General features: G+C 67.0%; 27 protein-coding genes. 15 read left to right on the top strand and 12 right to left on the bottom strand.

The window, feature by feature from the left end:
• The first annotated feature begins 45 nt into the window (after positions 1 to 45).
• Together ald and CXR42_RS09435 are read left to right on the top strand one after the other, a co-directional pair.
• Positions 46 to 1,164, top strand: coding sequence for an alanine dehydrogenase (gene ald / locus CXR42_RS09430; RefSeq protein WP_103257294.1), 1,119 nt, complete (start codon positions 46 to 48; stop codon positions 1,162 to 1,164).
• A gap of 55 nt (positions 1,165 to 1,219) precedes the next feature.
• A complete protein-coding gene (locus CXR42_RS09435; RefSeq protein ID WP_103257295.1) occupies positions 1,220 to 1,825 on the top strand; it encodes a protein-methionine-sulfoxide reductase heme-binding subunit MsrQ in 606 nt (201 codons plus the stop codon).
• A 39-nt stretch (positions 1,826 to 1,864) separates the two neighbouring features.
• Here the strand turns inward: CXR42_RS09435 and mscL are convergent, their stop codons facing one another.
• Both mscL and CXR42_RS09445 read right to left on the bottom strand, forming a co-directional pair.
• Entirely contained in the window at positions 1,865 to 2,236 is a 372-nt protein-coding gene (gene mscL, locus CXR42_RS09440; protein ID WP_103257296.1) for a large conductance mechanosensitive channel protein MscL, read from the bottom strand.
• A gap of 124 nt (positions 2,237 to 2,360) precedes the next feature.
• Entirely contained in the window at positions 2,361 to 3,305 is a 945-nt protein-coding gene (locus tag CXR42_RS09445) for an L-threonylcarbamoyladenylate synthase (RefSeq protein WP_103257297.1), read from the bottom strand.
• Between the two features lie 108 nt (positions 3,306 to 3,413).
• Here CXR42_RS09445 and CXR42_RS09450 point away from each other — a divergent pair, with 108 nt between their 5' ends.
• The 11 genes from CXR42_RS09450 to CXR42_RS09500 all read left to right on the top strand — a co-directional run bounded on the left by CXR42_RS09450 (position 3,414) and on the right by CXR42_RS09500 (position 13,691).
• Positions 3,414 to 5,117 carry an acyl-CoA dehydrogenase gene (locus CXR42_RS09450; protein WP_103257298.1) on the top strand — a complete coding sequence of 568 codons (1,704 nt, stop codon included), beginning with the start codon at positions 3,414 to 3,416 and terminating at the stop codon, positions 5,115 to 5,117.
• Complete coding sequence (locus tag CXR42_RS09455; RefSeq protein ID WP_103257299.1) at positions 5,114 to 6,142, top strand: MBL fold metallo-hydrolase; 1,029 nt, start codon at positions 5,114 to 5,116, stop codon at positions 6,140 to 6,142. The genes CXR42_RS09450 and CXR42_RS09455 overlap by 4 nt, the downstream gene beginning before the upstream one ends.
• Positions 6,139 to 6,522 (top strand): DUF6173 family protein, encoded by a 384-nt coding sequence (locus tag CXR42_RS09460; protein ID WP_103257300.1) that lies wholly within the window; start codon positions 6,139 to 6,141, stop codon positions 6,520 to 6,522. The genes CXR42_RS09455 and CXR42_RS09460 overlap by 4 nt, the downstream gene beginning before the upstream one ends.
• 84 nt (positions 6,523 to 6,606) lie before the next feature.
• Positions 6,607 to 6,753 carry an aa3-type cytochrome c oxidase subunit IV gene (locus tag CXR42_RS09465; RefSeq protein ID WP_103257301.1) on the top strand — a complete coding sequence of 49 codons (147 nt, stop codon included), beginning with the start codon at positions 6,607 to 6,609 and terminating at the stop codon, positions 6,751 to 6,753.
• 17 nt (positions 6,754 to 6,770) lie between these two features.
• A complete protein-coding gene (locus CXR42_RS09470) occupies positions 6,771 to 7,385 on the top strand; it encodes a hypothetical protein (RefSeq protein ID WP_103257302.1) in 615 nt (204 codons plus the stop codon).
• A gap of 136 nt (positions 7,386 to 7,521) precedes the next feature.
• Positions 7,522 to 8,109: a molybdenum cofactor guanylyltransferase MobA gene (gene mobA / locus CXR42_RS09475; RefSeq protein WP_103257303.1), complete on the top strand. Its 588-nt coding sequence runs from the start codon at positions 7,522 to 7,524 to the stop codon at positions 8,107 to 8,109.
• On the top strand, positions 8,106 to 8,597 hold the full coding sequence (gene mobB / locus CXR42_RS09480) for a molybdopterin-guanine dinucleotide biosynthesis protein B (RefSeq protein ID WP_103257304.1): 492 nt from the start codon (positions 8,106 to 8,108) through the stop codon (positions 8,595 to 8,597). Before mobA ends, mobB begins: the two co-directional genes overlap by 4 nt.
• Positions 8,590 to 9,456, top strand: coding sequence for a molybdopterin guanine dinucleotide synthesis (locus tag CXR42_RS09485; RefSeq protein WP_103257305.1), 867 nt, complete (start codon positions 8,590 to 8,592; stop codon positions 9,454 to 9,456). Before mobB ends, CXR42_RS09485 begins: the two co-directional genes overlap by 8 nt.
• Positions 9,447 to 10,046, top strand: a complete 600-nt coding sequence (locus CXR42_RS09490; RefSeq protein ID WP_103257306.1) for a GNAT family N-acetyltransferase — start codon at positions 9,447 to 9,449, stop codon at positions 10,044 to 10,046. The genes CXR42_RS09485 and CXR42_RS09490 overlap by 10 nt, the downstream gene beginning before the upstream one ends.
• 81 nt (positions 10,047 to 10,127) lie before the next feature.
• Complete coding sequence (locus CXR42_RS09495) at positions 10,128 to 11,573, top strand: aldehyde dehydrogenase family protein (RefSeq protein WP_103257731.1); 1,446 nt, start codon at positions 10,128 to 10,130, stop codon at positions 11,571 to 11,573.
• A 141-nt stretch (positions 11,574 to 11,714) separates the two neighbouring features.
• Entirely contained in the window at positions 11,715 to 13,691 is a 1,977-nt protein-coding gene (locus tag CXR42_RS09500; protein WP_103257732.1) for an oxidoreductase, read from the top strand.
• A 43-nt stretch (positions 13,692 to 13,734) separates the two neighbouring features.
• Here the strand turns inward: CXR42_RS09500 and CXR42_RS09505 are convergent, their stop codons facing one another.
• The 7 genes from CXR42_RS09505 to hspQ form a co-directional block, all read right to left on the bottom strand.
• Complete coding sequence (locus CXR42_RS09505) at positions 13,735 to 14,403, bottom strand: RluA family pseudouridine synthase (RefSeq protein WP_245875401.1); 669 nt, start codon at positions 14,401 to 14,403, stop codon at positions 13,735 to 13,737.
• The gene (locus CXR42_RS09510; protein WP_103257307.1) at positions 14,396 to 15,286 is read right to left on the bottom strand and encodes a homocysteine S-methyltransferase family protein; all 891 of its coding nucleotides are present in this window, start codon (positions 15,284 to 15,286) and stop codon (positions 14,396 to 14,398) included. The genes CXR42_RS09505 and CXR42_RS09510 overlap by 8 nt, the downstream gene beginning before the upstream one ends.
• Before the next feature lie 107 nt (positions 15,287 to 15,393).
• Positions 15,394 to 15,858: a GAF domain-containing protein gene (locus tag CXR42_RS09515; RefSeq protein WP_245875402.1), complete on the bottom strand. Its 465-nt coding sequence runs from the start codon at positions 15,856 to 15,858 to the stop codon at positions 15,394 to 15,396.
• A complete protein-coding gene (locus CXR42_RS09520; protein WP_103257308.1) occupies positions 15,848 to 17,422 on the bottom strand; it encodes a gamma-glutamyltransferase family protein in 1,575 nt (524 codons plus the stop codon). Before CXR42_RS09520 ends, CXR42_RS09515 begins: the two co-directional genes overlap by 11 nt.
• A 207-nt stretch (positions 17,423 to 17,629) precedes the next feature.
• Entirely contained in the window at positions 17,630 to 18,082 is a 453-nt protein-coding gene (locus tag CXR42_RS09525; protein ID WP_180996017.1) for an ATP-binding protein, read from the bottom strand.
• Positions 18,066 to 18,407, bottom strand: a complete 342-nt coding sequence (locus CXR42_RS09530) for an STAS domain-containing protein (RefSeq protein WP_103257310.1) — start codon at positions 18,405 to 18,407, stop codon at positions 18,066 to 18,068. Before CXR42_RS09530 ends, CXR42_RS09525 begins: the two co-directional genes overlap by 17 nt.
• 61 nt (positions 18,408 to 18,468) lie before the next feature.
• Positions 18,469 to 18,795: a heat shock protein HspQ gene (gene hspQ / locus CXR42_RS09535; protein WP_103257735.1), complete on the bottom strand. Its 327-nt coding sequence runs from the start codon at positions 18,793 to 18,795 to the stop codon at positions 18,469 to 18,471.
• Between the two features lie 207 nt (positions 18,796 to 19,002).
• Here hspQ and CXR42_RS09540 point away from each other — a divergent pair, with 207 nt between their 5' ends.
• On the top strand, positions 19,003 to 19,584 hold the full coding sequence (locus CXR42_RS09540) for a transglycosylase SLT domain-containing protein (protein ID WP_103257311.1): 582 nt from the start codon (positions 19,003 to 19,005) through the stop codon (positions 19,582 to 19,584).
• Here CXR42_RS09540 and CXR42_RS09545 read toward each other — a convergent pair.
• Together CXR42_RS09545 and CXR42_RS09550 are read right to left on the bottom strand one after the other, a co-directional pair.
• On the bottom strand, positions 19,581 to 21,638 hold the full coding sequence (locus CXR42_RS09545) for a methyl-accepting chemotaxis protein (protein ID WP_103257312.1): 2,058 nt from the start codon (positions 21,636 to 21,638) through the stop codon (positions 19,581 to 19,583). The genes CXR42_RS09540 and CXR42_RS09545 overlap by 4 nt on opposite strands.
• An 88-nt stretch (positions 21,639 to 21,726) precedes the next feature.
• Positions 21,727 to 22,326 (bottom strand): LolA family protein, encoded by a 600-nt coding sequence (locus tag CXR42_RS09550; RefSeq protein ID WP_103257313.1) that lies wholly within the window; start codon positions 22,324 to 22,326, stop codon positions 21,727 to 21,729.
• Between the two features lie 256 nt (positions 22,327 to 22,582).
• On the opposite strand from CXR42_RS09550, the gene CXR42_RS09555 reads away from it, so the two are divergent.
• A complete protein-coding gene (locus tag CXR42_RS09555; RefSeq protein WP_103257736.1) occupies positions 22,583 to 23,887 on the top strand; it encodes a D-amino acid dehydrogenase in 1,305 nt (434 codons plus the stop codon).
• 113 nt (positions 23,888 to 24,000) lie between these two features.
• Here the strand turns inward: CXR42_RS09555 and CXR42_RS09560 are convergent, their stop codons facing one another.
• On the bottom strand, positions 24,001 to 24,897 hold the full coding sequence (locus CXR42_RS09560) for an FAD:protein FMN transferase (RefSeq protein WP_103257314.1): 897 nt from the start codon (positions 24,895 to 24,897) through the stop codon (positions 24,001 to 24,003).
• Position 24,898 lies beyond the last annotated feature (1 nt).

Consider the following 24,898-nt stretch of genomic DNA (forward strand, 5'->3'; position numbering starts at 1 on the left):
TCACAGTGATGCCACAGGGGGCCAGGGGTCCCAAGGGAGGATGCAATGAAGATCGGATGTCCGAAAGAGATCAAGCCGCAGGAATTCCGGGTCGGCATGACCCCGGATGCGGCGCGTGAGGCGGTGGCGCATGGCCATCAGGTGATGATCCAGGCCGGGGCGGGTGTCGGCGCAGGCTTTGCCGATGCGGACTATGCTGCGGCCGGGGCGCGGATCGTCGACACGGCGGAAGAGGTGTTCGCCGAGGCCGAGATGATCGTGAAGGTCAAGGAACCCCAGCCGGTCGAGCGGAAGCGCCTGCGCGAGGGGCAGCTTCTGTTCACCTATCTGCACCTGGCGCCGGACCCGGAGCAGACCCACGACCTGCTGAACAGCGGCGCGACCTGCATCGCCTATGAGACGGTGACGGATGCCCGGGGCGGTCTGCCCCTGCTGGCACCGATGTCCGAGGTTGCGGGGCGTCTGGCGCCTCAGGTCGGGGCGTGGACCTTGCAGAAAGCGAATGGCGGGCGGGGCGTGCTGCTGGGCGGCGTGCCGGGCGTGGCCCCGGCGAATGTCGTCATCATCGGCGGCGGCGTGGTGGGCACGGCGGCGGCGCGAGTCGCGGTCGGCATGGGCGCGCGGGTGACGGTGCTTGACCGCTCGGTTCAGCGGCTAAGCTATCTGGACGACATCTTCCACGGCAAGCTGGTCACCCAGTATTCCAGCGCGGGCGCGGTGGCGGAATTGGCGCGGACGGCGGATATGGTGGTCGGCGCGGTGCTGATCCCCGGGGCGGCAGCGCCGAAACTGATCAGCCGGGCGCAACTGTCCGAGATGAAGCCGGGCGCAGTGCTGGTCGACGTGGCGATCGACCAGGGAGGCTGCTTCGAGACGAGCCGCGCCACCACCCACCAGGACCCGATCTATGAGGTGGACGGCATCCTGCACTACTGCGTGGCGAACATGCCGGGCGCGGTTGCCCGCACCTCGACCCAGGCGCTGGGGAACGCGACGCTGCCCTTCCTGCTGGCCCTGGCGAACAAGGGTTGGAAGAAAGCCTGCGCCGACGATGCGCATCTGCTGAACGGGTTGAACGTCCATGCCGGGAAGCTGACCTATGCGGCGGTCGGCACGGCCCTGGGCCTGCCGTCGATCACCGGAGCGCAGGCGCTGGCGCTTTAGCGCGACGGAACCGCTGCGCTGCGGCGTATATGGGGCATCTGACAACAGGTGCCCCATGACCCTCCTTGGCTACAAACCCGCGACCCTGATCTTGTGGGTCGTCCTTGCCCTGCCCGCGCTTGGCATGATCGGCCCGCTGTTCGGCGACGATCCGAAGGCGTTTCACGGACTGCTCCACCCCACCGGAGAGTTCGCGGGGCGGTTCATGATCATCGGGATGATGGCCTCGGGCCTTCTGCTGCTATTCCGTGGACGACAGTGGCCGCGTTGGCTGCTGCACCACCGCCGCGACATCGAGGTGGCGGCGTTCCTGTATGCCACGCTGCATCTGGTCGTCTATTTGATTGACCGGGGCACGCTGGACCGCGTGCTGGAGCAGTTGACCCAGGTCCGCATCTGGACGGGTTGGCTGGCCTTCCTGATCTTTGTACCGCTGGCCCTCACATCGAACAACGCCGCACAGCGTTGGCTGCATGCGGGCTGGAAGACGATGCAGCGCGCGGCCTATCCGGCGGCGGTGCTGGTGCTGATCCACTGGGCAGCGATGAAGGACTGGGGTAGTTGGCCGCCCGCGGCGGTACATTTCGGGCCGCTGCTGGCGCTATGGGCCTATCGGCTGTGGTACTGGTACCTGCGGCCGCGCGGCCCCGCTACGGCATAGGGCGAGGGCCCGCAGCTTGAACGCTGCGGGCCGTCAGACTTAGTTCTTTTTCAGTTCGGCCAGGATTTCCTTGAGCAGGTCGTTGTCCGACGGGCCAGCCGGGGCGGCGGGGGCCTCGGGCTTTTTCGGCATCATCCGGTTCACGCCCTTGACGATCAGGAACACCACCCAGGCGACGATCACGAACTTGATGATCGCGGTGATGAAGTTGCCGTACATGAACTGCGCATCGCCAAGGCCGACACTGAGGCCGCTGAAATCCACGCCGCCGACGATCAGACCGATGAACGGGTTGATCAGGTCATCGACCAGCGAGGTGACGATGGCGGTGAAGGCCGCGCCGATGACGACACCGACCGCAAGGTCCAGCACATTGCCACGCGCGATGAAAGTCTTGAATTCGTTGAACATTTACCGATTCCCTCATATGCCCAGCTTGATTGACGGGCATTCGTGTTTTTTGGCCACAGCGGCCCGGCGGGACTATCGCATATCTTGCGCCGGTTCTTAACGGGGAATTTTGTGGCCTGCGCTTCTATTTGCGCGGGGCGGCTGCACGGCGCAGGCGGTCGTTGATCGCAAGGCCCAGGCCGGTTTCCGGCACTGGCGCAAAGGCGATGCGGCCACCGGGGCCAGCCAGTTGGTCGGCCCGACGCAGCAGGTCGAACAGGCGCGCGGCGGCTTCCACCAGGTCGCCACTGTCCGAGAGGGTCAGTGCCCCCTTGATCGGGCCGAAGCCGACCAGCACTTCACCGGGCGCGGCATCGGTTGCGTTCAGCCGCACCCCGGCCTCGGGCGCGTAGTGCGAGGCAAGCTGGCCGGGGGCGCTGGGTTTCTGGGCATCGCCACCGATGGACAGCGGCTGGCCAAGAGCAGCCTGCAGCGCCTCGACCGGGATGCCGCCGGGGCGGAGGAGGGTGGGCTGCGGATCGGCCGCGACGATGGTGGATTCCAGTCCCACGGCGCAGGGACCGCCGTCCAGCACGGCGGCGATACGGCCCGACAGGCCCTCCAGCACATGCTCGGCGCGGGTGGGCGAGACGCGGCCCGAGGGGTTGGCCGAGGGCGCTGCGACCGGACCGCCAAAGGCGCGGAGCAGGCGTTGCGCAAGGGGATGGGCGGGGACGCGGATCGCGACAGTCGGCAGGCCCGCGGTCACCAGCGGGGACAGGCCAGCGCCGTCGCGCAGCGGCAGGACCAAAGTCAGGGGGCCGGGCCAGAAGGCTTGCGCCAACGAACGGGCGTTCGGGCCAAGCACAGCGTAACCTTCGACCGCCGCCAGGTCGGGCAGGTGGACGATCAGCGGGTTGAAGCTGGGCCGCCCCTTGGCCGCATAGATCCCGGCCACCGCCTGATCGGACCGGGCATCGCCGCCCAGGCCATAGACCGTCTCGGTCGGAAAGGCGACCAGCTCTGCCTCGGCCAGAAGGCGGGCGGCACGGGCGATACCGGCGTCATCGGGGGCTAGGGTCTCGGTCATCTCTGACGCAGCGTCCGGCTTGAAGGTCGGGGGGAAAGCGGTAGCGTTCGGGCTGGGGTCGTCCTTACGGCAGGCCCCCCGTCTTGCCAAGCCGTCGGAGGAGCCGTCATGCCCTATCGCGCCCCGGTCAGGGATCTTCGCTTTATCCTGGACCATGTGGTCGATTTTGCCCAGGTCACAGCGACCCCGCGCTTTGCCGAGGCCTCGGGCGAGATGGCGACCGCGATCCTGACCGAGGCCGGACGGATCGCGACCGACGTGCTGGCACCCTTGAACCGGGCGGGCGACAAGCATCCGGCGCGGCTGGAGAACGGGGCGGTCCTGTCCTCTCCCGGTTTCGCCGAAGGCTATCGGGCGATGGCTGAAGGCGGCTGGGTAGGGATCGCCGCGCGGCCGGAGCATGGTGGGATGGGCCTGCCGATCAGCCTGGCGCTGGCGGTGGACGACATGTTTGCCGGCGCCTGCCTGGCGTTGCAGTTGAAGCCCGTGCTGACCAAGGGCCAGATCGAGGCGCTGGAGCATCACGCCAGCGATGCGATCAAGGCACTGTATCTGCCGAAGCTGACCTCGGGCGAATGGTCGGGGACGATGAACCTGACCGAACCGCAAGCCGGGTCGGATGTGGGCGCGCTGCGGACCAAGGCGGAACCCCTGGGCGACGGGACCTATGCGATCAGCGGGCAGAAGATCTATATCACCTGGGGCGACAGCGATCTGGTCGCGAACGTCTGCCATCTGGTGCTGGCACGCCTTCCTGGCGCGCCCGAGGGGACGCGGGGGATCAGCCTGTTCATGGTGCCGAAGTTCATCCCCGATGCCGAGGGCCGCCTGGGCGACCGCAACAGCCTGCGGGTCGTCAGCCTGGAGCACAAGCTGGGCATCCACGGCAGCCCGACCTGCGTGATGCAGTATGACGGAGCCAAGGGTTGGCTGGTGGGCGAGGAGAACAAGGGCATGGCGGCGATGTTCACGATGATGAACAACGCGCGTCTCTCGGTCGGGGCGCAGGGCGTTGGTCTGGCCGAGGCGGCGTTGCAACAGGCGCTGGCCTATGCCGCCGACCGTCACCAGGGCGCGACCCCCTTGGCCAAGGATGGGCCGATCCTGGACCACGCCGATGTGCGCCGGATGCTGGCCGTGATGCGGGCCGAGGTCTTTGCGGCGCGCTCGATCGCGCTGGCCTGCGCGGTGGCGATCGACATGGCCAGCGCCACCGGCAGCGCCGACTGGCAGGCCCGCGCGGCCTTCCTGACCCCCATCGCCAAGGCGCACGGCACCGATATCGGCTGCGAGGTCGCGCATCTGGGCGTGCAGATTCACGGCGGGATGGGGTTCATCGAGGAAACCGGCGCGGCGCAATTCGCGCGCGATGTGCGGATCACTCCGATCTACGAAGGGACGAACGGCATCCAGGCAATGGACCTTGTTGGCCGCAAGATGCAGGACGGGGGCGAAGCCGCCTTCCGCCTGATCGACGAGGTCCAGCGCGGGGCCGAAGCGGCGCGCGGCCAGTTCGCCGACCTTGCGGGCGATCTGTGGCAAGCGGCCGAGGCGCTGCGCGAGGCGACTGAGGCGCTGGTGGCCCAGCCTTTGAACGACCGTTTCGCCGGGGCCGTGCCCTATCTGCGCGCCTTTGCGCGCGTCCTGGGCGGCCATGCCCATCTGAAGGCTGCGCTGGCCGATCCCGACCGCGTGACCCTGGCCCGGGTGATGCTGCGCCGCATCCTGCCGGAACATGCCGCCCTGCTGGCCCAGGTGCGCGAGGGGGCCGAGGGGCTGTATGCCTTGCGCCCCGAGGATCTGGCCGCTTGAAAGACGGCATAAGGCATCCATTCGCGGTCCCGCCCGCCGAAGGCGCGGCGATCCAGGTGGCCGAAGGCATCCTGTGGCTGCGCCTGCCCCTGCCGATGGCGTTGGACCATGTGAACATCTATGCGCTGGACGATGGCGACGGCTGGTCCATCGTCGATGCCGGGCTGTCGTCGAAACGATCCAAGGCGATCTGGGAGGTGCTGCTCTCGGGTCCCTTGCAGGGCAAGCCGGTGCGCCGCGTGATCCTGACCCACCACCACCCCGACCATGTCGGGCTGGCCGGCTGGTTCCAGTCCCGTGGGGCGGAACTTCTGGCCACCCGCACCGCCTGGCTTTACGCCCGGATGCTGACGCTGGACGTGCAGGAGCGCCCGACGGCCGAGGGCCTTGCCTTCCTGCGGCGCGCGGGTCTGTCCGAGGCCGATCTGGCCAAGCGTGCCCAGGAACGACCGTTCAACTTTGCCGATATCGTCGAGCCGCTGCCGCTTGGCTTCACCCGGCTGATCGAGGGCACGCGCCTGCGCGCCGGGGGCCGCGACTGGACGGTGCGGATCGGCCACGGCCATGCGCCGGAACACGCGACGCTGTGGTCGGACGACGGGATCGTGCTGGGCGGCGACCAGCTTTTGCCGGGCATCTCGGCCAATATCGGCGTCTATCCGACCGAGCCCGAGGCCGATCCGCTGACCGACTGGCTGGACAGTTGCCGCGCGCTTGGCGCCCATGCCCGCGACGATCAACTGGTGCTGCCCGGCCACAAGTTGCCATTCACCGGCCTGCCCTTCCGGCTGGTCCAGATGGTCGAGAACCATGAAAGCGCGCTGCTGCGCCTGCGCGACCACCTCTCCACCCCCCGCACCGCAGCCGAATGTTTCCCGCCGCTCTTCCGGCGCGAGATCGGGCCGGCCGAGTTTGCGCTGGCGCTGGTCGAGGCGATTGCGCACCTCAACTGCCTCTTGCGGCGCGGGCTGGTTTCCCGTTCCCTGACCCCGACGGGGGCCTGGGCATGGGAGCGGATGGAATGACAAAGGCGCCAACCAAGGCGGCGGCGAAACGGCCGGCAAAGCCCCGCAACCCGGCGCGGCGGGCGCATGACATGCTGATCGCCTATATCCGGCACTTTGAAAGCCAGCTTGATTCGGCCCAGGAAATCGCCATGGGCTTTGCCGGGGACGAGGCCGGCGTCTTGCGGATTGAGGGGATCGGCTACCACGACCCCGATATCGTCACCTTCTACGGCAGCGACGAAAGCGGGGCCAAAACCCAGTTGATCCAGCATGTCAGCCAGCTTTCCGTCACCCTGCGCGCCGTGCCCAAGGAAAGCGACGAAGACCCGCCGCGCCGCATCGGCTTTCAACTGGATGCGGGATGGACCGGCGGCGATTCCGGTGACGCCTCGGTGTGACACCACCACCCGCGCCGCCCCCGTGACAGGCCGGACCGAATAGGCTATGGGGCAGGAAAGACGCATAACAAGGGAACCGGACCGATGGCCGACCACAACCAAGAACACCAGCACGGGACCATGGATATCCGCGAACACGAAAAGACCTTCGCCGGCTTCGTCCGCCTGTCGATCTGGGTCGTCGTGATCTCGATCGCGATCCTGGTGTTCCTGGCCCTGACCAACGCCTGACCGGAACCGGGGGTCCCATGTTGCGCCTTGCCCTTTGCCTTGCTGCCCTGCTGGGCCTTGCCGCCTGCGGCGCCGAGCCTGTCTGGGCCCCCGAGGAACAGGTGCAGGCCGCCCGTCACGTTGCGGACGAACCGCCGCACATCACGCTTTACACGGTGGTGAACAAGTCCTCGGGCTCGGGCGCGCATTCGGCGATCCTGGTGAACGGGTCGGAACGGCTGATCTTCGATCCGGCGGGCACCTGGCACCATCCAAAGCTGCCGGAACGCAACGATGTGCATTTCGGCATGACCGACAGGGCGCTGGCGTTCTACATCGATTACCACGCCCGCAAGACCTATGACGTGATCGAGCAGCGGATCGAGGTCTCGCCCGAGATCGCCGCGCTGGTGATGCGCCGGGTCAAGGACTATGGCGCAGTGCCGAAGGCGATGTGTACCGAGGCGACGTCAAGCGTCCTGCGCGGCGTGCCGGGGTTCGAAGAGCTGCCGTCGACCTGGTATCCCAAGAAGCTGTCCGACGCCTTTGGCGAATTGCCGGGCGTCAGCACGCGGAAAATCACCGACGACGACGACGACAGCAACCACGGCGTGCTGCTGGTCCAGGCGAACGGTAACCCGCTGGAGGGCTAGGCTCGGACCGGGGCCAATATCCTTGCGGAAGGATTTTGACAAATTTCTTGCTCAAGAAATTTGGGCCCCGGACGCGCCGCTTGCGCCCGTGGCCTGACCGGCTAGGCTGCCGCCCTGTAAACCTGGGATCGGACATTTGCGCATTTTCGGGGTCATTCTGGCCGGAGGGGAAGGTCGCCGCATGGGGCGCGCCGACAAGGCGCTGCTGACCCTGGGCGGGCGGCCGCTCATTGCGCATGTGCTGGACCGGCTGGAGCCGCAGGTCGAGGCGGTGCTGATCTCGGCCAATGGCGATCCGGCGCGCTTTGCGGGGTTCGGGTGCCAGGTGGTGCCGGATGCCCGGCCACAGGGACCGCTGTCAGGTGTGCTGGCGGCGCTGCAGGCGGCGGAAGGGATGGGGGCGACACATCTTGTCTCGACCCCCGTGGATACGCCGTTCCTGCCGGGCGACTTGGTACCGCAGCTTCTGATGGCGGCCGAAGGCGCGGGTGGGTTAGCCTTTGCGGCAGATGCCACCGGAGACCATCCGGCGACCGCGCTGTGGCCCGTGGGCCTGGCCCCTGCGCTGGAGGCGTTCCTGGCGGCGGGCGAAGCGAAGGTGACCCGGTTCACCCAGGCGCACGCCGCCGTCCGCGCCCTTTTCCCCGACCCACGCGCCTTTTTGAACCTGAACAACCCCGATGACCTGGCCCAGGCCGAGGCAATGCTGAAAGGTGCGGCATGAGGCTTTATGGCGTCATCGGCTGGAAGAACTCGGGCAAGACCAGCCTGATGGAGCGGCTGGTGGCCGATATCACCGGGCGGGGGTTCTCGGTGTCCACGGTCAAGCATGTGCATCACACGGTGGACCTGGACCAGCCCGGCAAGGATACCTTCCGCCACCGGGCCGCAGGCGCGCGCGAGGTGGTGTTGGCCTCGGCCGACCGTTTCGCGCTGATGGTCGAGCATCGGGGGCCCGAGCCGGAACTGCCGGCGATCCTGGCGCGGCTGGCCCCGGTCGATCTGGTGCTGGTCGAAGGCTACAAGCGCGACGCCCATCCCAAGGTCGAGGTCTGGCGCGCCGAGACCGGCCATCCGCTGATTCAGACCGGCGATGCCCTGGTGCGCGCCGTGGCGACCGATGCGGCGCTGCACCTTTCGGTGCCGGTCCTGGACCTGAACGACACCCGCGCGGTGGCCAATTTCATCCTGCACGAGGTCGGGCTTGTTTGACCGGGTGATCGTGGTCGACTGGTCGGCGGCGAACCTGCCCACCAGCCCGACCAACCGCGCCAACGCCATCTGGATCGGCTGCCATGACGCCGAGGGCGGGGCCGAGTGGCACCACCGCACGCGGGCGGCGGCCGAGGCGCAGTTGGTCACGCTACTGGACACCGCGCGGGCGGATGGGCTGCGGGTGCTGGTCGGCTTTGACTTTGCGATGGGCTATCCGGCGGGATTTGCGGCGCGCCTGACTGGCGGCGATACCCGCGCGCTTTGGGCCTGGCTGGCGGAGCGGATCACCGACGCGCCGGACAACCGGAACAACCGTTTTGCCGTCGCCGCCGCGATCAACGCTACCTTTCCCGAAGGCCCCGGCCCGTTCTGGAGTCACCCGACCGGGCAAAGCTGGCCGGGCCTGCCCTATCGCCGCAAGGGCATCGACTATGCCGCGCTTGGCCTTGCTGAAACCCGTGCGGCTGAAGCGGCGGTGCGCGGGGCGAAAAGCCCCTGGATGCTGTTCAACCCGGGCTCGGTCGGGTCGCAAAGCCTTCTGGGCCTGCCGATGATCCACCGACTTGCGCAGCGCCCCGATACCACCGTCTGGCCTTTTGATGCCCCCGACGCGCCGGTGGTTCTGGCCGAGGTCTACCCCTCGCTTCTGGCCGGGCCGGTGGCGATCCTGGCCAATGCCGAGGGTCTGCCCGCCGATCAGGCGCAGGTCCGGCTGCTGGCGCGGGCGCTCTACCGACTTGCACAACGGGACCGGCTGGCGCCGTTGTTTTCGACGCCCGATATCGCCCGGGAAGAGGGCTGGATCCTTGGCGCCAATCATGCCCCCCTGCTGGCCGAGGCGCTGACATGGGCGTGACGATCTTTCACGGGTTGCACGCCCACCTGCGCCCCGACGCGGCGCGGCTGTACTGGGAGGCGTTCGGAGGCAAGCTGGGTCGGGTCATGGGGCCCGAGGACCGGGCGCTGGCGTTCTTCTCCCGGGTCATCCGCACCGACCTGTGCTTTGCCGCGCTGGATGGCGATGGCCGGCTGGTCGGCATCGCGGGCTACAAGACCCCGGCCGGCAGTTTTGCGGGCGGCAGCTGGGCCGACCTGACCGCCGTCTACGGCCCGTTTGGCGGGCGCTGGCGCGGCTGGCTGCTGTGGGCACTGAACCGCGAAGTGGACAACGACCGCTTTCTGATCGACGGCATCTCGGTCACCCGGTCGCTGCGCAGCCAGGGCATCGGCTCGCTGCTGCTGGCGGCGCTATGTGACGAGGCGAAGGGGCGTGGCTATCCCGCGATCCGGCTGGATGTGATCGACACCAACTGGCGCGCCCGGGCATTGTACCAACGCCACGGTTTCATCGCCGCAGGGTCGCAACGCCTGGGGCTGTTGGCGCATCTGTTCGGCTTCGCCTCCTCGACCACCATGGTCCGTCCGCTGTCGTCCGAGGCCGATTGACGCCACAAAGCCGGCCGCCCCTTGCCGCAGCGGCCTCATCCTGCCAGAATATGATCAAATTTCCCGATGGAGGGCCAGACCATGATCACCAAGCGTGAGTTCTATATCAACGGGGCCTGGGTTCCGCCGCTGGCACCGAAGGATTGCCCGGTGATCGACCCCTCGACCGAAGAGGCCTGTGCGGTGATCTCGCTGGGGAGCGCAGCCGATACCGATGCGGCGGTGGCGGCGGCGAAGGCGGCCTTCCCGGCCTGGGCCGCAACCCCGCCGGCCGAGCGTCGGGCGGTGGTCGAGCGGATCCTGGAGCAGTACTACTTGCGCAAGGAAGAGATGGCCCATGCCATCAGCCTGGAAATGGGCGCGCCGATCGACATGGCGCGGGACGACCAGGCGGAATGCCTGCCCTGGCACCTGAAGAACTTCCTGACTGCCTTCGATCACATCGAATGGATCCGCCCCCTGGGCCCCCATGCGCCCGAAACCCGGATCGCGCTGGAGCCGATCGGCGTCGTGGGCCTGATCACGCCGTGGAACTGGCCGATGAACCAGGTGACGCTGAAGGTGATCCCGGCGCTGCTGGCGGGCTGCACCTGCGTGCTGAAACCGTCAGAGGAGTCGCCGCTGTCGTCCATGCTCTTCGCCGAATTCTGCCATGACGCGGGCGTGCCGGCGGGCGTGTTCAACCTGGTGAACGGCGATGGCGCGGGCGTCGGCACGCGGCTGTCCAGCCACCCGGATGTCGAGATGATCAGCTTTACCGGCAGCACCCGCGCCGGCCGGGCAATCAGCGCCGCAGCGGCCGAGACGCTGAAGCGCGTGACGCTGGAACTGGGGGGCAAGGGCGCGAACCTGGTCTTCGCCGATGCCGATGACCGGGCGGTCGAACGCGGCGTGCGCCACATGATGAACAACTCGGGCCAGTCCTGCAACGCGCCCAGCCGGATGCTGGTGGAACGGTCCTACTATGACCGGGCGGTCGAAATCGCGGCCGAGGTGGCGAACGCGATCAAGGTCGGGCCGGCCAGCGAGGCAGGGCCGCATATCGGACCAGTGGTCAACAAGCGCCAGTGGGAGCAGATCCAGGGCTATATCCAGAAGGGCATCGACGAAGGCGCGCGGCTGGTGGCCGGGGGGCTGGGCCTGCCCGAGGGGATGAACAAGGGCTATTACGTCCGGCCCACGATCTTTGCCGACGTGAAGCCCGGCATGACCATCGAGCGCGAGGAAATCTTCGGGCCGGTCATGTGCATGATCCCCTTCGATTCCGAAACCGAGGCGGTGAAGATCGCCAATGACACGCCCTATGGTCTGACCAACTATGTCCAGTCGCAGGACGGTGCGCGGCGGAACCGGCTGGCGCGGCAATTGCGGGCCGGGATGGTCGAGATGAACGGCAAGTCGCGCGGCGCCGGTGCGCCGTTCGGCGGGGTCAAGGCCAGCGGTCGGGCGCGCGAGGGTGGCATCTGGGGGATCGAGGAGTTCCTGGAAGTCAAGGCGATCTCGGGCTGGGACGTGGCCGCGGAATAGGGCTGGACGGATCGGCCGGGGCCAAATTCCTTCGAAGGAATTTGCAATTTTCTTCGAAGAAAATTGGCCCGGCTGACCCCATCCGCTAAAACTTGACACATATGTCGAGAACTGGTGGCATGGCGGTGAATGGAGACCGCCATGACCCAGCATCCCCGCCTGATGTCGCCCCTGCAACTGCGCGACCACACGCTGCGCAATCGCATCGTCTTTGGTGCCCATACCGCGAACATGTCGGACCAGGGGATGCCGGGGCCGCGCTTTGGCAAGTATCTGCTGGAGCGCGCACTTGGGGGCGCAGCGATGGTGGTGGCCGAACCCGTGCCGGTGCATCGGACCGGCGTCCTGACCCGCGGCAACTTCCTGCATTCCGATGACGCGGTGATTCCGGCTTTTCGCGCCATTACCGATGAGGTGAAGGACGCAGGCGCGGTCATCATCCAGCAGTTATACCACGTCGGCGCGCATGGCGATTCCGACCTGAGTTTCGCACCGCACTGGTCGCCCTCGGGCGGGCCTTCCTACCATGACTCGGACGGGTCGCATGCGATGACCGGGGCGGAGGTGCAGGAGTTGCTGGAGGCCCATGTCGCAGCGGCGGTCCGGGCCAAGGCGGCGGGGTTCCAGGGGGTGGAGGTCTGGGCGGCCTATCACTCGCTGCTGGACCAGTTCTGGACGCCCTGGTCGAACCATAGGGCCGACCAGTGGGGCGGGTCGCTGGACGGCCGGACCCGGTTCTCGCGTGAGTTGATCGAGCGGGTGCGGCGGGCCTGTGGTGAGGAGTTCATCGTCGGGTTGGCCGTGAGTTATTCCGAGGCCTACGAGGTGACCTTGGGGGCCGAGGCGTTGATCGAGATCCTGGAGCTGCATGACCGGACGGGGCATATCGACTATGTGACCGTCGGGGCTGGGTCGTATCTGGAGTTCGAGGCGATCATCCCGCCTTTCACGCATGGCGAGAAGCTGACGACGCCTTTGACGGCGCAGTTGAAGGGGGTGTTGCAGCACGCCGTCGTGACGTCAGAAGCCGGGGTCCGGACGCCGGAGAATGGCGAGGCGATCATCGCCTCGGGTCTGGCGGATCTGGTCAGCATCGTGCGCGGCCAGATCGCGGACCCGCATCTGGCGCGCAAGGTGGCGGAGGGGAGAGCTTCCGACGTGCGGGGCTGCATCAGCTGCAACCAGATGTGCTGGGGACGGCGGTCGCGCGATTACTGGATTTCCTGCCTGATCAACCCGAGTGCGGGGCGAGAGTTCGAATGGGGCGGGGATCGGTTCACGCCTGCGGCGGTGGCGAAAGATGTGCTGGTGGTGGGGGCCGGGCCTGCGGGGCTGGAGGCGGCGCGCGTGGCGGCAGAGCGGGGGCATCGGGTGGAGATCGTCGAGGCCTCGGGCGTGGTGGGCGGGCAGTTCCGGCTGGCCGGGATGCAGCCGCGGCGCGGGCAGATCCTGGAGCTGATGGAGTGGTACGAGCGACAGTTCGGGCGGTTGGGGGTAACTCTGCGGCTGAACACCTTCCTGGACGCGGACGAGGTGGCGGACCAACCGGCTTCGGTGGTTGTGGTGGCAACAGGGTCGCTGCCGGACGAGAGCGGGTTCCAGCGCTGGGTGCCGGGCGAGGCGACGCTGCCGGGAATCGAGGCGGGGGGCGTCTGGTCGCCCGAAGCAGTGTTGCGGCGGGAGGCCCGGCTGGGCGACGCGGTGGTGGTCTATGACGAAGGCGGCAACTGGCGCGGGGTCGGGACGGCCTGGGCGCTGGCAGAGCAAGGCAGGAAGGTGACCATCGTCACGCCAGAGCCCTTTGTCGGGAAGGAACTGGCGCGGACCGCTGCCGATGGAGCGGTGCGGCGGCGGCTGGGCGCGCTGGGGGCGCGGATGCTGCCAGAGCATTGCCTGGTGCGCTGGCACGGGAATGGGGTAACGGTGCGATCCTTCCTGACCGGACAGGAGGAGGTGATTGCCGCCTCGGCCCTGGTGATGGCGACGACGAACCGGGCCTTCGACCCGATGCCGGAGTCGCTGCCGGGAAAGGTCATGCATCGCATCGGAGATTGCGCGGCCCCGCGGCTTGCGGCCTATGCCTTCCACGAGGGTCGAAAAGTCGCGCTGGGGATCTGAAGGCGGGGGTAAGGTGGGCGATATCGCCCACCCTACGCCTGCGTCAGAAGGGCACGGGGGCGGTGAAGCTGACCCAGTCGCCGGTTTGCGGATGGTGCAGGGCCAGGCTCTCGGCATGCAGCATCAGGCGGGGATGGTCGGCCAGCGTCTCGGGCGCATAGATCTGGTCGCCCAGAATCGGATGGCCCAGCGCCAGCATGTGGACCCGCAACTGATGGCTGCGCCCGGTATGCGGGCGAAGGCGGACCCGGGTTTCATTGTCAGTGCGCGCGATCACTTGCCAGTCGGTGACCGCCGGGCGGCCGTGGACCGGATCCACTTTCTGACGCGGGCGATAGTCCCAGTCGCTGCCCAGGGGCAGATCGACGGTTCCGCTGTCCTCGCTCAACCTGCCTTTCAGCCTGGCGATATAGGTCTTTTGCGCGCGGCGGTGCTCGAACTCTTGCCCCAGGAAGCCCTGCGCCTGCTTGGTGCGGGCAAAGATGATGACTCCGCTGGTGTCGCAGTCCAGCCGATGCACCGTCAGCGCATCCCAGCGCGCGGCCTGCAACCGGGTGATCAGGCAGTCCTGCCGGTTCTCCAGCTTGCCCGGCACGGTCAGAAGGCCGGCCGGCTTGTCCAGCACCAGGATCGCGGCATCCTCGTGCAGGATCGACAATGGCACATCCGGCGGATCGTACGCGAAATCCGGGATCAGCGAGGGTTTATGCAACGGTATATCCCTGGGCCAGCAGCCGGTCGTGCAGATGGCGGATATGGGCCGGGCCGACCTCGCAACAGCCGCCGATCAGGGTGGCGCCCTGGGCAACCCAGCCCAGCGCGAAATCGGCATAGCGTTCCGGCGTCAGGTCGTGACGCGCGCCATAGGCCGGGGCGCTGGTGCCGTGGGTATGCGGGGTGATTTCGGAAAAGCCGTTCGCATAGGCCCCGTAGGGCAGGCCGAGCGGTTTCAACTGGTCAAGGGCGGCGGCCATCGCCTCGGGCATCGAGCAGTTGGCCAGGACAGCATCGGCGGGCGTCTCGGCCAGCACTTCGGCCAGGGCCGCCACCGGCTCGCCCGACCGCAGCCTGGTGCCGTCGCGGTCCTGGACCGAGAGGGACAACCAGACCGGCCGGTCGGTCGTCCGCGCGCCTTTCAGCGCACCGCGGGCGAGGTCGAGCGAGGAGATCGTCTCGATCAGGATCAGGTCGACATGTGGGGCAAGGAGGCGGGCCTTTTCCGCGTAGAGGGCGGCGGCGACGTCGACCGGCGGGGTCAGGTCGGGGCGGTAGCTTTCCCCCAGCGGGCCCATGGAGCCGGCGATCAGTCCCCGGCCTGCCGCAGCGCGGGCCTCATGCGCCTCGGCCAGGGCGCGAAGGTGAAGCGCGTGGTAAAGATGGTCGAGGCCCTGCGGCACCAGGCGATCGTGCAGGATGTTGTAGGTGTTGGTGGTGGCAAGGCTGGCCCCGGCCGCGAAGTAATCCGCGTGGATCGCCTGGACGAGGCCGGGATGGTCCAGCATCACCCGCGTCGCCCAAAGCGACCCAGGGTCCGAGCCGGCGCGGGCGATAAGTTCCTGGCCCATGCCGCCATCGAGGAGGGTGACGCTGGTCATCTGCTGATCCTGTCGTTGCGCCCGGGGCCGGCCCTGGGGGGTTTCACACCCCCCAGACCCCCCGTGGGATATTTGGCGAAGAGAAAGGAGAATTTGAATCGAATTCGTCAGATTGCGTCGCGGAATACTTCGGCAAGAAGCGGGACAAGCCAGTCTTCATCCGCCTTGGTGAAGGCGGCAGGGGTGTCGCTGTCGAGGTCGAGGACACCAAGAAGGTCGCCCTTTCCGTTCCAGACAGGCAGGACCAGTTCGGACTTGGTGCTGGAGGAACAGGCGATATGGCCGGGGAAGGCCTCGACATCCGGGACGTTCTGGATCTGACCGGTGCGCGCGGCCGCGCCGCAGACGCCGCGGCTGAACGGGATCACCAGGCAGCCGTGGCCGCCCTGGTAGGGGCCGATCTTCAGCAGTTCGGGCGCGACGACGCGGTAAAAGCCGGTCCAGTCGCAGTAGGGATGGGCGTGGTGGATCTCGCAGGCGAGGGTGGCCATCAGCGAGACGGTGTCCGTCTCGCCATGGGTCAGGGCGCGGATCGCGGCGGTGATCGCGGGGCGGTCGATCTCAGTAACCAAGGGCGCAACCGTCCTTCCTGGGGTCCGAGGCGCCGATCAGCAGGTCGCCGTCGATGCGAATCGCCTGGGCGCCCCCAAGCGGGGTGTCGGGGATGATGACCTTGTGGCCCAGCGCGGCCAACTCAGCACGAACCTGGTCGCTGTAACCACGCTCAACCTCCATCCCGTCGGCGCTGGAGAAGCAGCGCGGGGCGTCGATTGCGGACTGCGGGTCCATGCCATAGTCGCTGAGGTTGGTGACAAAACGGGCGTGGCCGCAGGGCTGATAGGCCCCGCCCATCACGCCGAACGGCATGGTCACGCGGCCGTTCTGCCGGATCATGCCGGGGATGATCGTGTGCATCGGGCGCTTGCCGCCCGCAGCTTCGTTCGGGTGGCCCTGGGCAAGCGTGAAGCCCGCACCGCGGTTCTGGAAGTTGATGCCAAACTTCGACGACGCCAGGCCCGAGCCAAAGCCCCAGAAGATCGAATAGATCAGCGAGACGGCCATGCGGTCGCGATCGACGACCGTGATGTAGATGGTGTCGCGGTGAACCGCCTCGGTCAGGGGCGCCGCCTGCGGCATCGCGCGCTTGGGGTCGATCAGCGCGGCCAGCTTGGCGGCGGTTTCCGCGCTAAGCATGTGGGCCAGCCGCGTGGTGTGGTCGGGGTCGGCGATGAACCGGTTGCGGGCGTCATAGGCAAGCTTTGTCGCCTCAGCCTCGATATGGGCGCGCTGGGGGCCGAAAGGGTCCATCGCGGCAAGATCAAAGTGTTTCAGGATGTTGAGCAGCAGGATCGCCGTCGCACCCTGGCCGTTCGGCGGGTGCTCGACCAGTTCCAACCCCTGGTAAGGGCCGGCAACCGGGGTGGTGTAGTCGCAGGCGGTGGCCGCCAGATCGTCCAGCGTATGCGTGCCGCCCAGGGCCTGCAGCGAGGCGATCATGTCCTCGGCCACCTCACCTTCGTAGAAACCGGCGCGCCCTTCTTTGGCGATGCGACGCAGCACCTCGGCCTGGCCGGGGGCGCGGAAGATCTGACCGACAGTCGGGGCTTGGCCGTTCAGCGTGTAGAAGTCGCGGGCGGCGCCCTTCAGACAGGGCAGGTCGTCGGCCCAGTCAAAGGCGACGCGGGGCGCGACCGGGATGCCTTCATCGGCATAGTGGATGGCGGGGGCCAGGATCTCGGCCATCGATTTCAGGCCATAATCGGCGTTCAGGCGGCAGAAGGCGTCAATGGCACCGGGTAGAGTGACCGCTTCGATGGCCTGGACCGACATGGCGGTCATGCCACGGGCGCGCAGCGCGGCGGCATCCAGTCCCTTGGGTGCGCGGCCCGAGCCGTTCAGCGCCACGATCTCCTCGGATCCCGGGGGCTTCAGCAGCACAAAACAATCGCCTCCGATACCGGTCATCTGCGGCTCGGCGATCCCAAGGACCACGGCGGCTGCGATGGCCGCGTCGGCTGCATTGCCGCCCGATTTCAGCACCTCGATCGCGATCTGGGCTGCAATCGGGTGCGATGTAGCCGCCATGCCGTTGCCGGCATAGACCGCCGAGCGGCCGGGAAGGTGAAGATCGCGCATTTTTTCCCCCTTGTGTGCAAGCCAACCCTAGGGCGGCGCCGACAGAGTGCAAGGGAAGATGGTCAGCTGGCACCCGGACCGGGTGGGGGCGGAAGATCCAGGTGCCAGCGGGGCCAACGCGGCCACGCCAGCAACATCGCCCCCGCCCGGGGCGAAAGCGGGCAGGCAGCGTGGCGATTTCGGGGCCAATCGGTAGAAGTCTAGCAATCAGTCCTGCAACGGGATGATGAAGTTCAGCCGATTCGCCCCACGTTGCCGCCGGTACTGCAGATCGCGGGTCATCAGCCGGATCAGATGCCAGCCAAAGCCGCCCTCTGGCAGGTCCACGTCCGACGCCCCCATCTCGGGCAACCTGCCGTCAGGCAAAGCGCCGCCGGGCATGGCCCCGCCTTCGTCGACCACCTCGCACCAAAGGGCGCCGGGCTGCAGCGCCACGGTGACGGCGACATGGCCCGGATTATCGGCATAGGCATGCTCGGCCACGTTGTTCAGCACCTCGGCCAGAACCAGTTCGACCGTGGCGCGCAGATCAGCGGACAGGTCGGCGACTGGCGCCACGGCCGTCACCCGCAGCAGGGCCGCGCGGACAGATGTGGGTTCGGCGCGGATCACCAGGTCATGGGTATCCGCCTGGGCGAAGGGATCAGGTGCCGGTTGCATGGGAAACGGCAACATCGACCGTCGGGTGGATGGTGAAGATCGAGTCCATCCGCGTCAGGCGAAAGACCTTTTCCACCGTCGCCGTAAGCCCCGAAAGCTCCAGCGGGCGGTCGGGGCCCAGCATCTTCTTGACCGCGACGATGGCGCCCAGGCCGCTGGAGTCCAGGAACTGCACGCGCGCCAGGTCCAGAACGACGCGCTGGTCGCCGGTCTTGGTGATGTCGCGCATGCGTTCCTTGAACTGGATGGCGGTGGCGGCGTCGATCCGATCCTCCATCACCTGGACGGTCAGGACCTTGGGTCTGGTCTGGGTCTTCAGCTGCATCTTGGTTCCCCTGGCTGCATTTCCTGCAGGCTAGGACCAAAGAGTTAGCAACCCGTAAGCGTCAGTTGAGTTGGAAGGTCACCGGATAGCGCCCGTCCTCGAAATCTCCGAAAAGATCGCCAAGATCGGGGTGATCGACCGGCTCGCCGGTTTCGTCGGGGACAAGGTTCTGCTCGGACACATAGGCGACGTAGTAGCTTTGGCCGTTTTCGGCCAGCAGATGGTAGAACGGCTGGTCCTTCGAGGGGCGGCTATCCTCGGGGATGTTGTCGTACCATTCCTCGGTGTTCGAGAACATCGCATCGACATCAAACACGACACCACGAAACGGGTGCTTCCGATGACGGAGCACCTGACCCAGATGGTACTTGGCGTGGGTTGTCAGCATCGTGCGGTTCCCCATGCCCGGGTTTTTACGCCGACTGTTCGTAGCTGTCCACCGGGGAGGCGCGAATCAGCGGAAACAGTCTGTGGACCCTTAACTTACAGTTGTGCCGCTGTCGGATTTATGATCGCCGGGTGGGGAGTTCCCCATTTCATCGCGCCCGAGCTTGCGGTATCTTGCGGTCAAAACAAGAACGGGCACGAGGGGCAGATGAGCAGGTTTCTCCGTGCGTCGCTATTGGTGGCGTTCCTTGCGTCATGCGGGGGCGGTGGCAATTATTCGGCGCCAAGGCAGCTGGACGATGCATGCGCGATCATCCGCGAGCGGCCGCAGTATCTGCGGGCGATGGAGCGGACCGAGCGGCGCTGGGGCATTCCGGTGCATGTGCAGATGGCGACGATCTATCAGGAATCGAAGTTTATCGGCAATGCGCGCACACCGCATACCTTTGCCCTTGGGGTGATCCCCATGGGGCGGCAAAGCACGGCCTATGGCTATAGCCAGGCGCTGAACGGGACCTGGGAGGAATACCAGGACAGCGAAGGCGCGCGTCGGGCCAAGCGGGACGACATCGCCGACGCGACCGACTTCATGGGCTGGTACATGGACGAAAGCAGCCGCTCGCTGGGGATCTCCAAGTCCGATGCCCAGGCGCAGTATCTGGCCTATCATGAAGGTCGCACCGGTTATGCCAACCAGTCCTACCTGGGCAAGCCCTGGCTGGTCGACGTGGCTGCAGCTGTGGGGCGGCGATCCGAGATGTACCGCGAGCAGTTGGCCTACTGCCGCTAACTTGCGCGGCGCAGTGCAGGCTGCGTCGCATCGGCCAGGCGAAACCCCTGGATGCAGGTAAGCAGCACCTCGGCGGCCTGGGACATCGCGGCGGTCGTGTCGGCGGTTTCCTGCACCATGGCCGCATTCGACTGCGTCACCTGATCAGAGTCGCGCACGGCCCCAGCCACATCCTCCAGCCTGCGGGACTGGTCAGCTGCGACATCCGCAAGCTCCAGCATCCGGTGGTGAAAGTCGGTGATCGCGCCCTGGATGGCCGAGATTGACTCCCCCGCCTGGTTCACCAGCGCCTCGCCGGTCCTGACCTGCTCGGCCGAGAGGCCGATCAGCGTGGCGATCTCCTTCGCCGCCACGGACGAGCGTTGTGCCAACGCGCGGACCTCCGAAGCGACCACGGCGAAGCCCCGGCCGGCGTCGCCGGCGCGGGCGGCCTCGACCCCGGCATTCAGCGCCAGAAGGTTGGTCTGGAACGCGATTTCGTCGATCACGCCGATAATGCGCGAGATCTGCGACGAGCTTTCCGCGATCTTCGCCATGGCCTGGACGGCATCCATAACCACGCCGCTGGTGGAATCGGCGTCGCGCTTGGCTGTGGCGGCAAGGTCGCTGGCGCCAGCGGTGCGGGCGCGGGTCTCGTCGGTGGTGCCGGCCATCAGCCGCAGGGCCTGCGAGGCGCGGTCCAGTGTATGCGCCTGGCGGTCGGTCCGACTGGACAGTTCGGCTGCAGCGCGATCGATCCGGGTCGTCACCTCGCGCACGGTCTGGGCATTGCGGCTGACCTGACCCAGCAACTCGGCCAGGCGGTCGATCGAGCTGTTCAGGTCGGCCTTCACCGGCTCCAGCTCTTCGCCCACCGCTTCGGTGATGCGGCAGGTCAGGTCACCTGCCGAGAGCCGATCCAGCGCGACGCTGATCGCGGCAAGACCGGCCTTCCGGGCCGTGATGTCGGTGGCGAATTTGGCGATCTTGTAGACCTTGCCATCCGCATCGAGGATCGGAGTGTAGGTCGCCATGATCCAGACAACGCGCCCATCCCGGGCCTTGCGCTGGAATTCCGAGCGGCTGAACTTTCCTTCGCGGAGGTCGGACCAGAACGCGGCATAGGCAGGACGGTCAGCCTCGCCCTCGGGCATGAAGATGGAATGGTACCGACCCACGATCTCATCCAGCCGGTAGCCCATCACGTCCAGGAAATTCCGGTTGGCCCACAGAATGCGGCCCTGGGGGTCAAACTCGATCATCGCCTGCGATCGTTCCAGCGCGGCCATCTTTCCCGCCACCTCAAGCGCGGCGCGCTTGCCTGCGGTCACGTCGGATGCGACCTTGATCACCTTGGCCACCTGTCCGTCATGTCCCCGGATCGCGCTGTAGGTCGCCTGCAGCCAGACCCGCTGGCCGGCCTTGGTGCGACGACAGAATTCGCCGGAATGAAATTCCCCGGCGCGCAGGCGCGCCCAGAAGTCACGATAGTCGGGATCGTCGCTGGTGCCGTCGATCAGGAACATGGAATGATGCCGGCCGACAACCTCGGTCAGGGAATAGCCCATGGTGCGCAGGAAATTGTCGTTTGCATGCAGGATCTTGCCCGACGGATCGAATTCGATCACCGCCTGCGACCGGTCGATGGTATCGCGGACTCCCTGCGCCTCCAGCGCCTGGTTTATACGTGGGGTGACGTCTGTGGCGAATTTGACAAAGCCCGCGATGCGTCCATCGGGGCCGGGCAACGGGTTATAGCTCGCCTCAAGCCAGATCGTCGAACCGCCCTTCGCGCACCGCTGAAAGGTGCCGGACAGCGCCTTGCCGGCCCGCAAGTCCGCCCAGAACTGCTGATAATCCCGGTGTTCGGCCTGGCCAGTCGGCATGAACATCCGGTGGTGCTGGCCCAGGATTTCCGCCCGGTCATAGCCGGTGGCCTTCAGAAACAGGTCGTTCGCGTCGCGGATCGTCCCGTCAGGATCAAACCAGATGATCGCCTGCGCCTTCGAGATCGCTGCGACCAGTGCGTCGCTTTGAGACGTGGCAGGGGCAGGCGTCTTGAAGAATGAAAACATTGGCACGGTCCCGTCTGAGTTCGGGAACCCTAACCAGGCCGATCTGAACAAGCGGTTAAGGCAAAAGGCCCTTTAACCTGCCTTTGACTCAGTTTCTTCGCTTTTGCGTCTCGGCCGTGATGTCGAACAGGCTGGCCCCCATGCTGCCGCCCTTCTTCAACTCACCCAGAACCACGGTGGTCTGCGCGCCAAGGTCGTCGGTGATGACCCACTGCCGCAACTCTACCGGATTGGCGGTGAACACCAGTTCGATCGAGCCGTATTCGGGGTTTTCCGGGTCCTGCGCCAGCACGCGGGTCGAGGTGCCGTCCTCCTTGTGCCCCACCACCATCTTGGCGCGCGACAGGTCGATGTTTTCGGCCAGGATCAGGTTCAGCGGCGTGCGCTTTAGCGGGTACTGTTCCGGCGGCTGGTTCGACTTGGCATCAAAGATCGCGACCTGCTGGCCGCCTGCGATCACCAGGCTGCGATCCGGCGGGGCATATTCGAACCGCACCCGCCCCGGCCGGCGGATGTAGATCTTGCCGGTCGAGATCGTCCCGTCCGAGTTGACCTGGGTAAAGTCCGCCTCGACCGTTGTCAGGCTGTTCAGATAGTCCGACAGGGTGCCAAGCGGAATCTTCTCGGCCGCGGCAGGCAGCGGCACAAGCAGGGCGAGCGGGGCCAGAAGGGCGAAACGACGGTTCATGCCCTGAATATAGCGGTGTGGGCTGCACCTTGCACCCCCGCCCGGCGGAGTTTCGCAAGGACGTGCCGACCGCGTGATCGGCGGTGAGGCGCAAGGGGCTGCGGCCGGATTCGCAGGCTGATGCAGGATCTTCTGTCTTTTGCAGTTTGATCGCCGAATTCTTGCAAGGCAACCGGTGAAGCCAGCGAAAATCCCCAAGAAATCCCCGGCCGGCAGGGTATCCTTTCTTTAACCTCTTTGGATTTGGATGGCAGAGATGAAAGTCGTGGTGCTGGGCGCGGGCGTGATCGGGGTGACTTCGGCCTGGTATCTGGCCAAGGCAGGGCATGAGGTGACGGTGATCGACCGGCAGGCCGCCCCCGCGCTGGAGACGTCCTTCGCCAACGCGGGCGAGATCAGCCCCGGTTACGCCTCGCCCTGGGCGGCGCCGGGCATTCCGCTGAAGGCGATCAAATGGATGTTCCAGGAGCATGCGCCCCTGATCATCCAGCCGCGGCCCGACTGGGCCAAGATCAGCTGGATGGCGCGGATGCTGATGAACTGCACGGCCTCGGCCTATGCGGTGAACAAAAGCCGGATGGTACGGCTGGCGGAATATTCGCGCGATTGCTTGGTGGAGCTGCGCGAGGAGACCGGGATTTCGTATGACGAGCGGACCCAGGGCACGTTGCAGCTGTTCCGCACCGAAAAGCAGGTTGCGGCGGCGGAAAAGGACATCGCGGTGCTGAAGGCGGATGGTGTCCCGTTCGAGGTGCTGGACGCCGCCCAGTGCGTCGCGGCCGAGCCGGGGCTGGCGGCGGCGCGGGGCAAGATCGCGGGCGGGCTGCGGCTGCCGGGGGATGAGACGGGGGATTGCTTCAAGTTCACGCAAAGTCTCTCGCAGCTGGCCGAGGGGCTGGGCGTGACCTTCCGCTACGGCGTCGGGATTGACGGGCTGGAGGCCGAGGCGGGACGGATCGTGGCGGTGCGGACCAGCGAGGGCCGGGTCACGGCGGATGCTTTCGTGGTGGCGTTGGGATCCTACTCGCCGCAACTGGTCGCGCCTTTGGGGATGCGGCTGCCGGTCTATCCGGTGAAGGGCTACTCGATCACGGTGCCGATCGTGGATGAAGGCCGCGCTCCGGTTTCGACGGTGATGGATGAGACCCACAAGATCGCGATCACCCGGCTGGGCGACCGGATCCGGGTGGGGGGCATGGCCGAGATCGCGGGGTTCGACCTGTCCCTGAAAGCGAAGCGGCAGGCGACGCTGACCCATTCGGTCGAGGATCTGTTCGGCGGCGCGGGGGACCAGACAAAGGCGGCCTTCTGGTGCGGGCTGCGGCCGATGACGCCGGACGGGACGCCGGTGGTGGGGCGCTCGCCGATCGGGAACCTGTTCCTGAATACCGGCCACGGGACGCTGGGCTGGACCATGGCGGCCGGGTCGGGGCGGGTGCTGGCGGACCTCATGTCCGGCAAGCGGGCCGAGATCGAGGCGGCCGACCTGGGCTATGCCCGCTACCTGCGGGAGGGCCGCAAGGGGATGCAGGCCGGGGCCGGGGTGCCGGTTCCGGCGTGATGTCCACGGTGGACAGACGGGGCTTTATCCAGCGATGACAAAGGCTTGGTGAAATCCGTTAACCGTTTGGCAAGACTTGGCGGCGGGCTCGGAAACGGGCCCGCCGCTGTGGTTCAGGCAGGCACCAAAGCCTCGATCCGGGCGCCGGGGAACGCGGCGCAGAGGTCCAGGACGGACTGCTCTGTCGCCATCAGACAGGCTGCGGTCGACAGCGCATCGGCCAAAGCGGCCGAGGGGGCCGAAACCGAGACCGAGGACCAGACCACCGTGACCGGCGCGCCCGTCCGGGGATCAAGGATGTGACTGCTGATCCCATCGCCGCCAAAGGTCATGCCGAGGGGGGCTGAGGTCGCCAGCGCCCGGTCGGTCAAGCTGATCCCGCCGCCAGAGGCCAAGGTCACCGGCCAGTCGCCTTCGGGCAGGGCGACAAGCTCTCCGGTATCCACCAGGGCGCGGGTCAGGCCGTGGCTGGCCAGAAGCGCGGCGACACGGTCGGCGATATAGCCCTGGGCGATGCCGTTCAGGGTCAGCGCCATGCCGGGGCGCAGGATGATGGCGGCGGGGTCCAGTGTGACCCCCTGCCAGCCGATCAGCGCGCCGGCCTGGGCGCGTTCCGCTTCGGTCAGGGGCGCGCCACGGGTCAGCGCCGCAGCCGTGGCCTGCCAAAGCGGCTGCACAGTGGGTTCGAACGCCCCGCCGCTGGCCCGGTGGACGGCGGCGGCAAGGGTCAGACATTCCAGCAGTTCAAACGGCGGGGCGTCCAGCCGGGTGTCGCGGTTCAGTCGCACCAGGGCGGAGTCGGGAAGGTAAAGGGAGAACACCTGCTCCAGACGCCGGATCTCGGCCATCGCCAGGGCGGCGATGCGGGGGGCGTCGGGGTGGTGCAGGCGCAGGGTCACGGTCGCGCCCAGCGCGATGCCGGTTTCGACATGCAGGTCGGGCGTCCGGGCCATGGCCAGCGAGGGCGCAAGTGCGGCGGAAATGGCGATGAAACGGCGGCGGGTCAGCATA

This window comes from Tabrizicola aquatica, from assembly GCF_002900975.1.
In the GTDB taxonomy this organism is placed as follows: domain Bacteria; phylum Pseudomonadota; class Alphaproteobacteria; order Rhodobacterales; family Rhodobacteraceae; genus Tabrizicola; species Tabrizicola aquatica.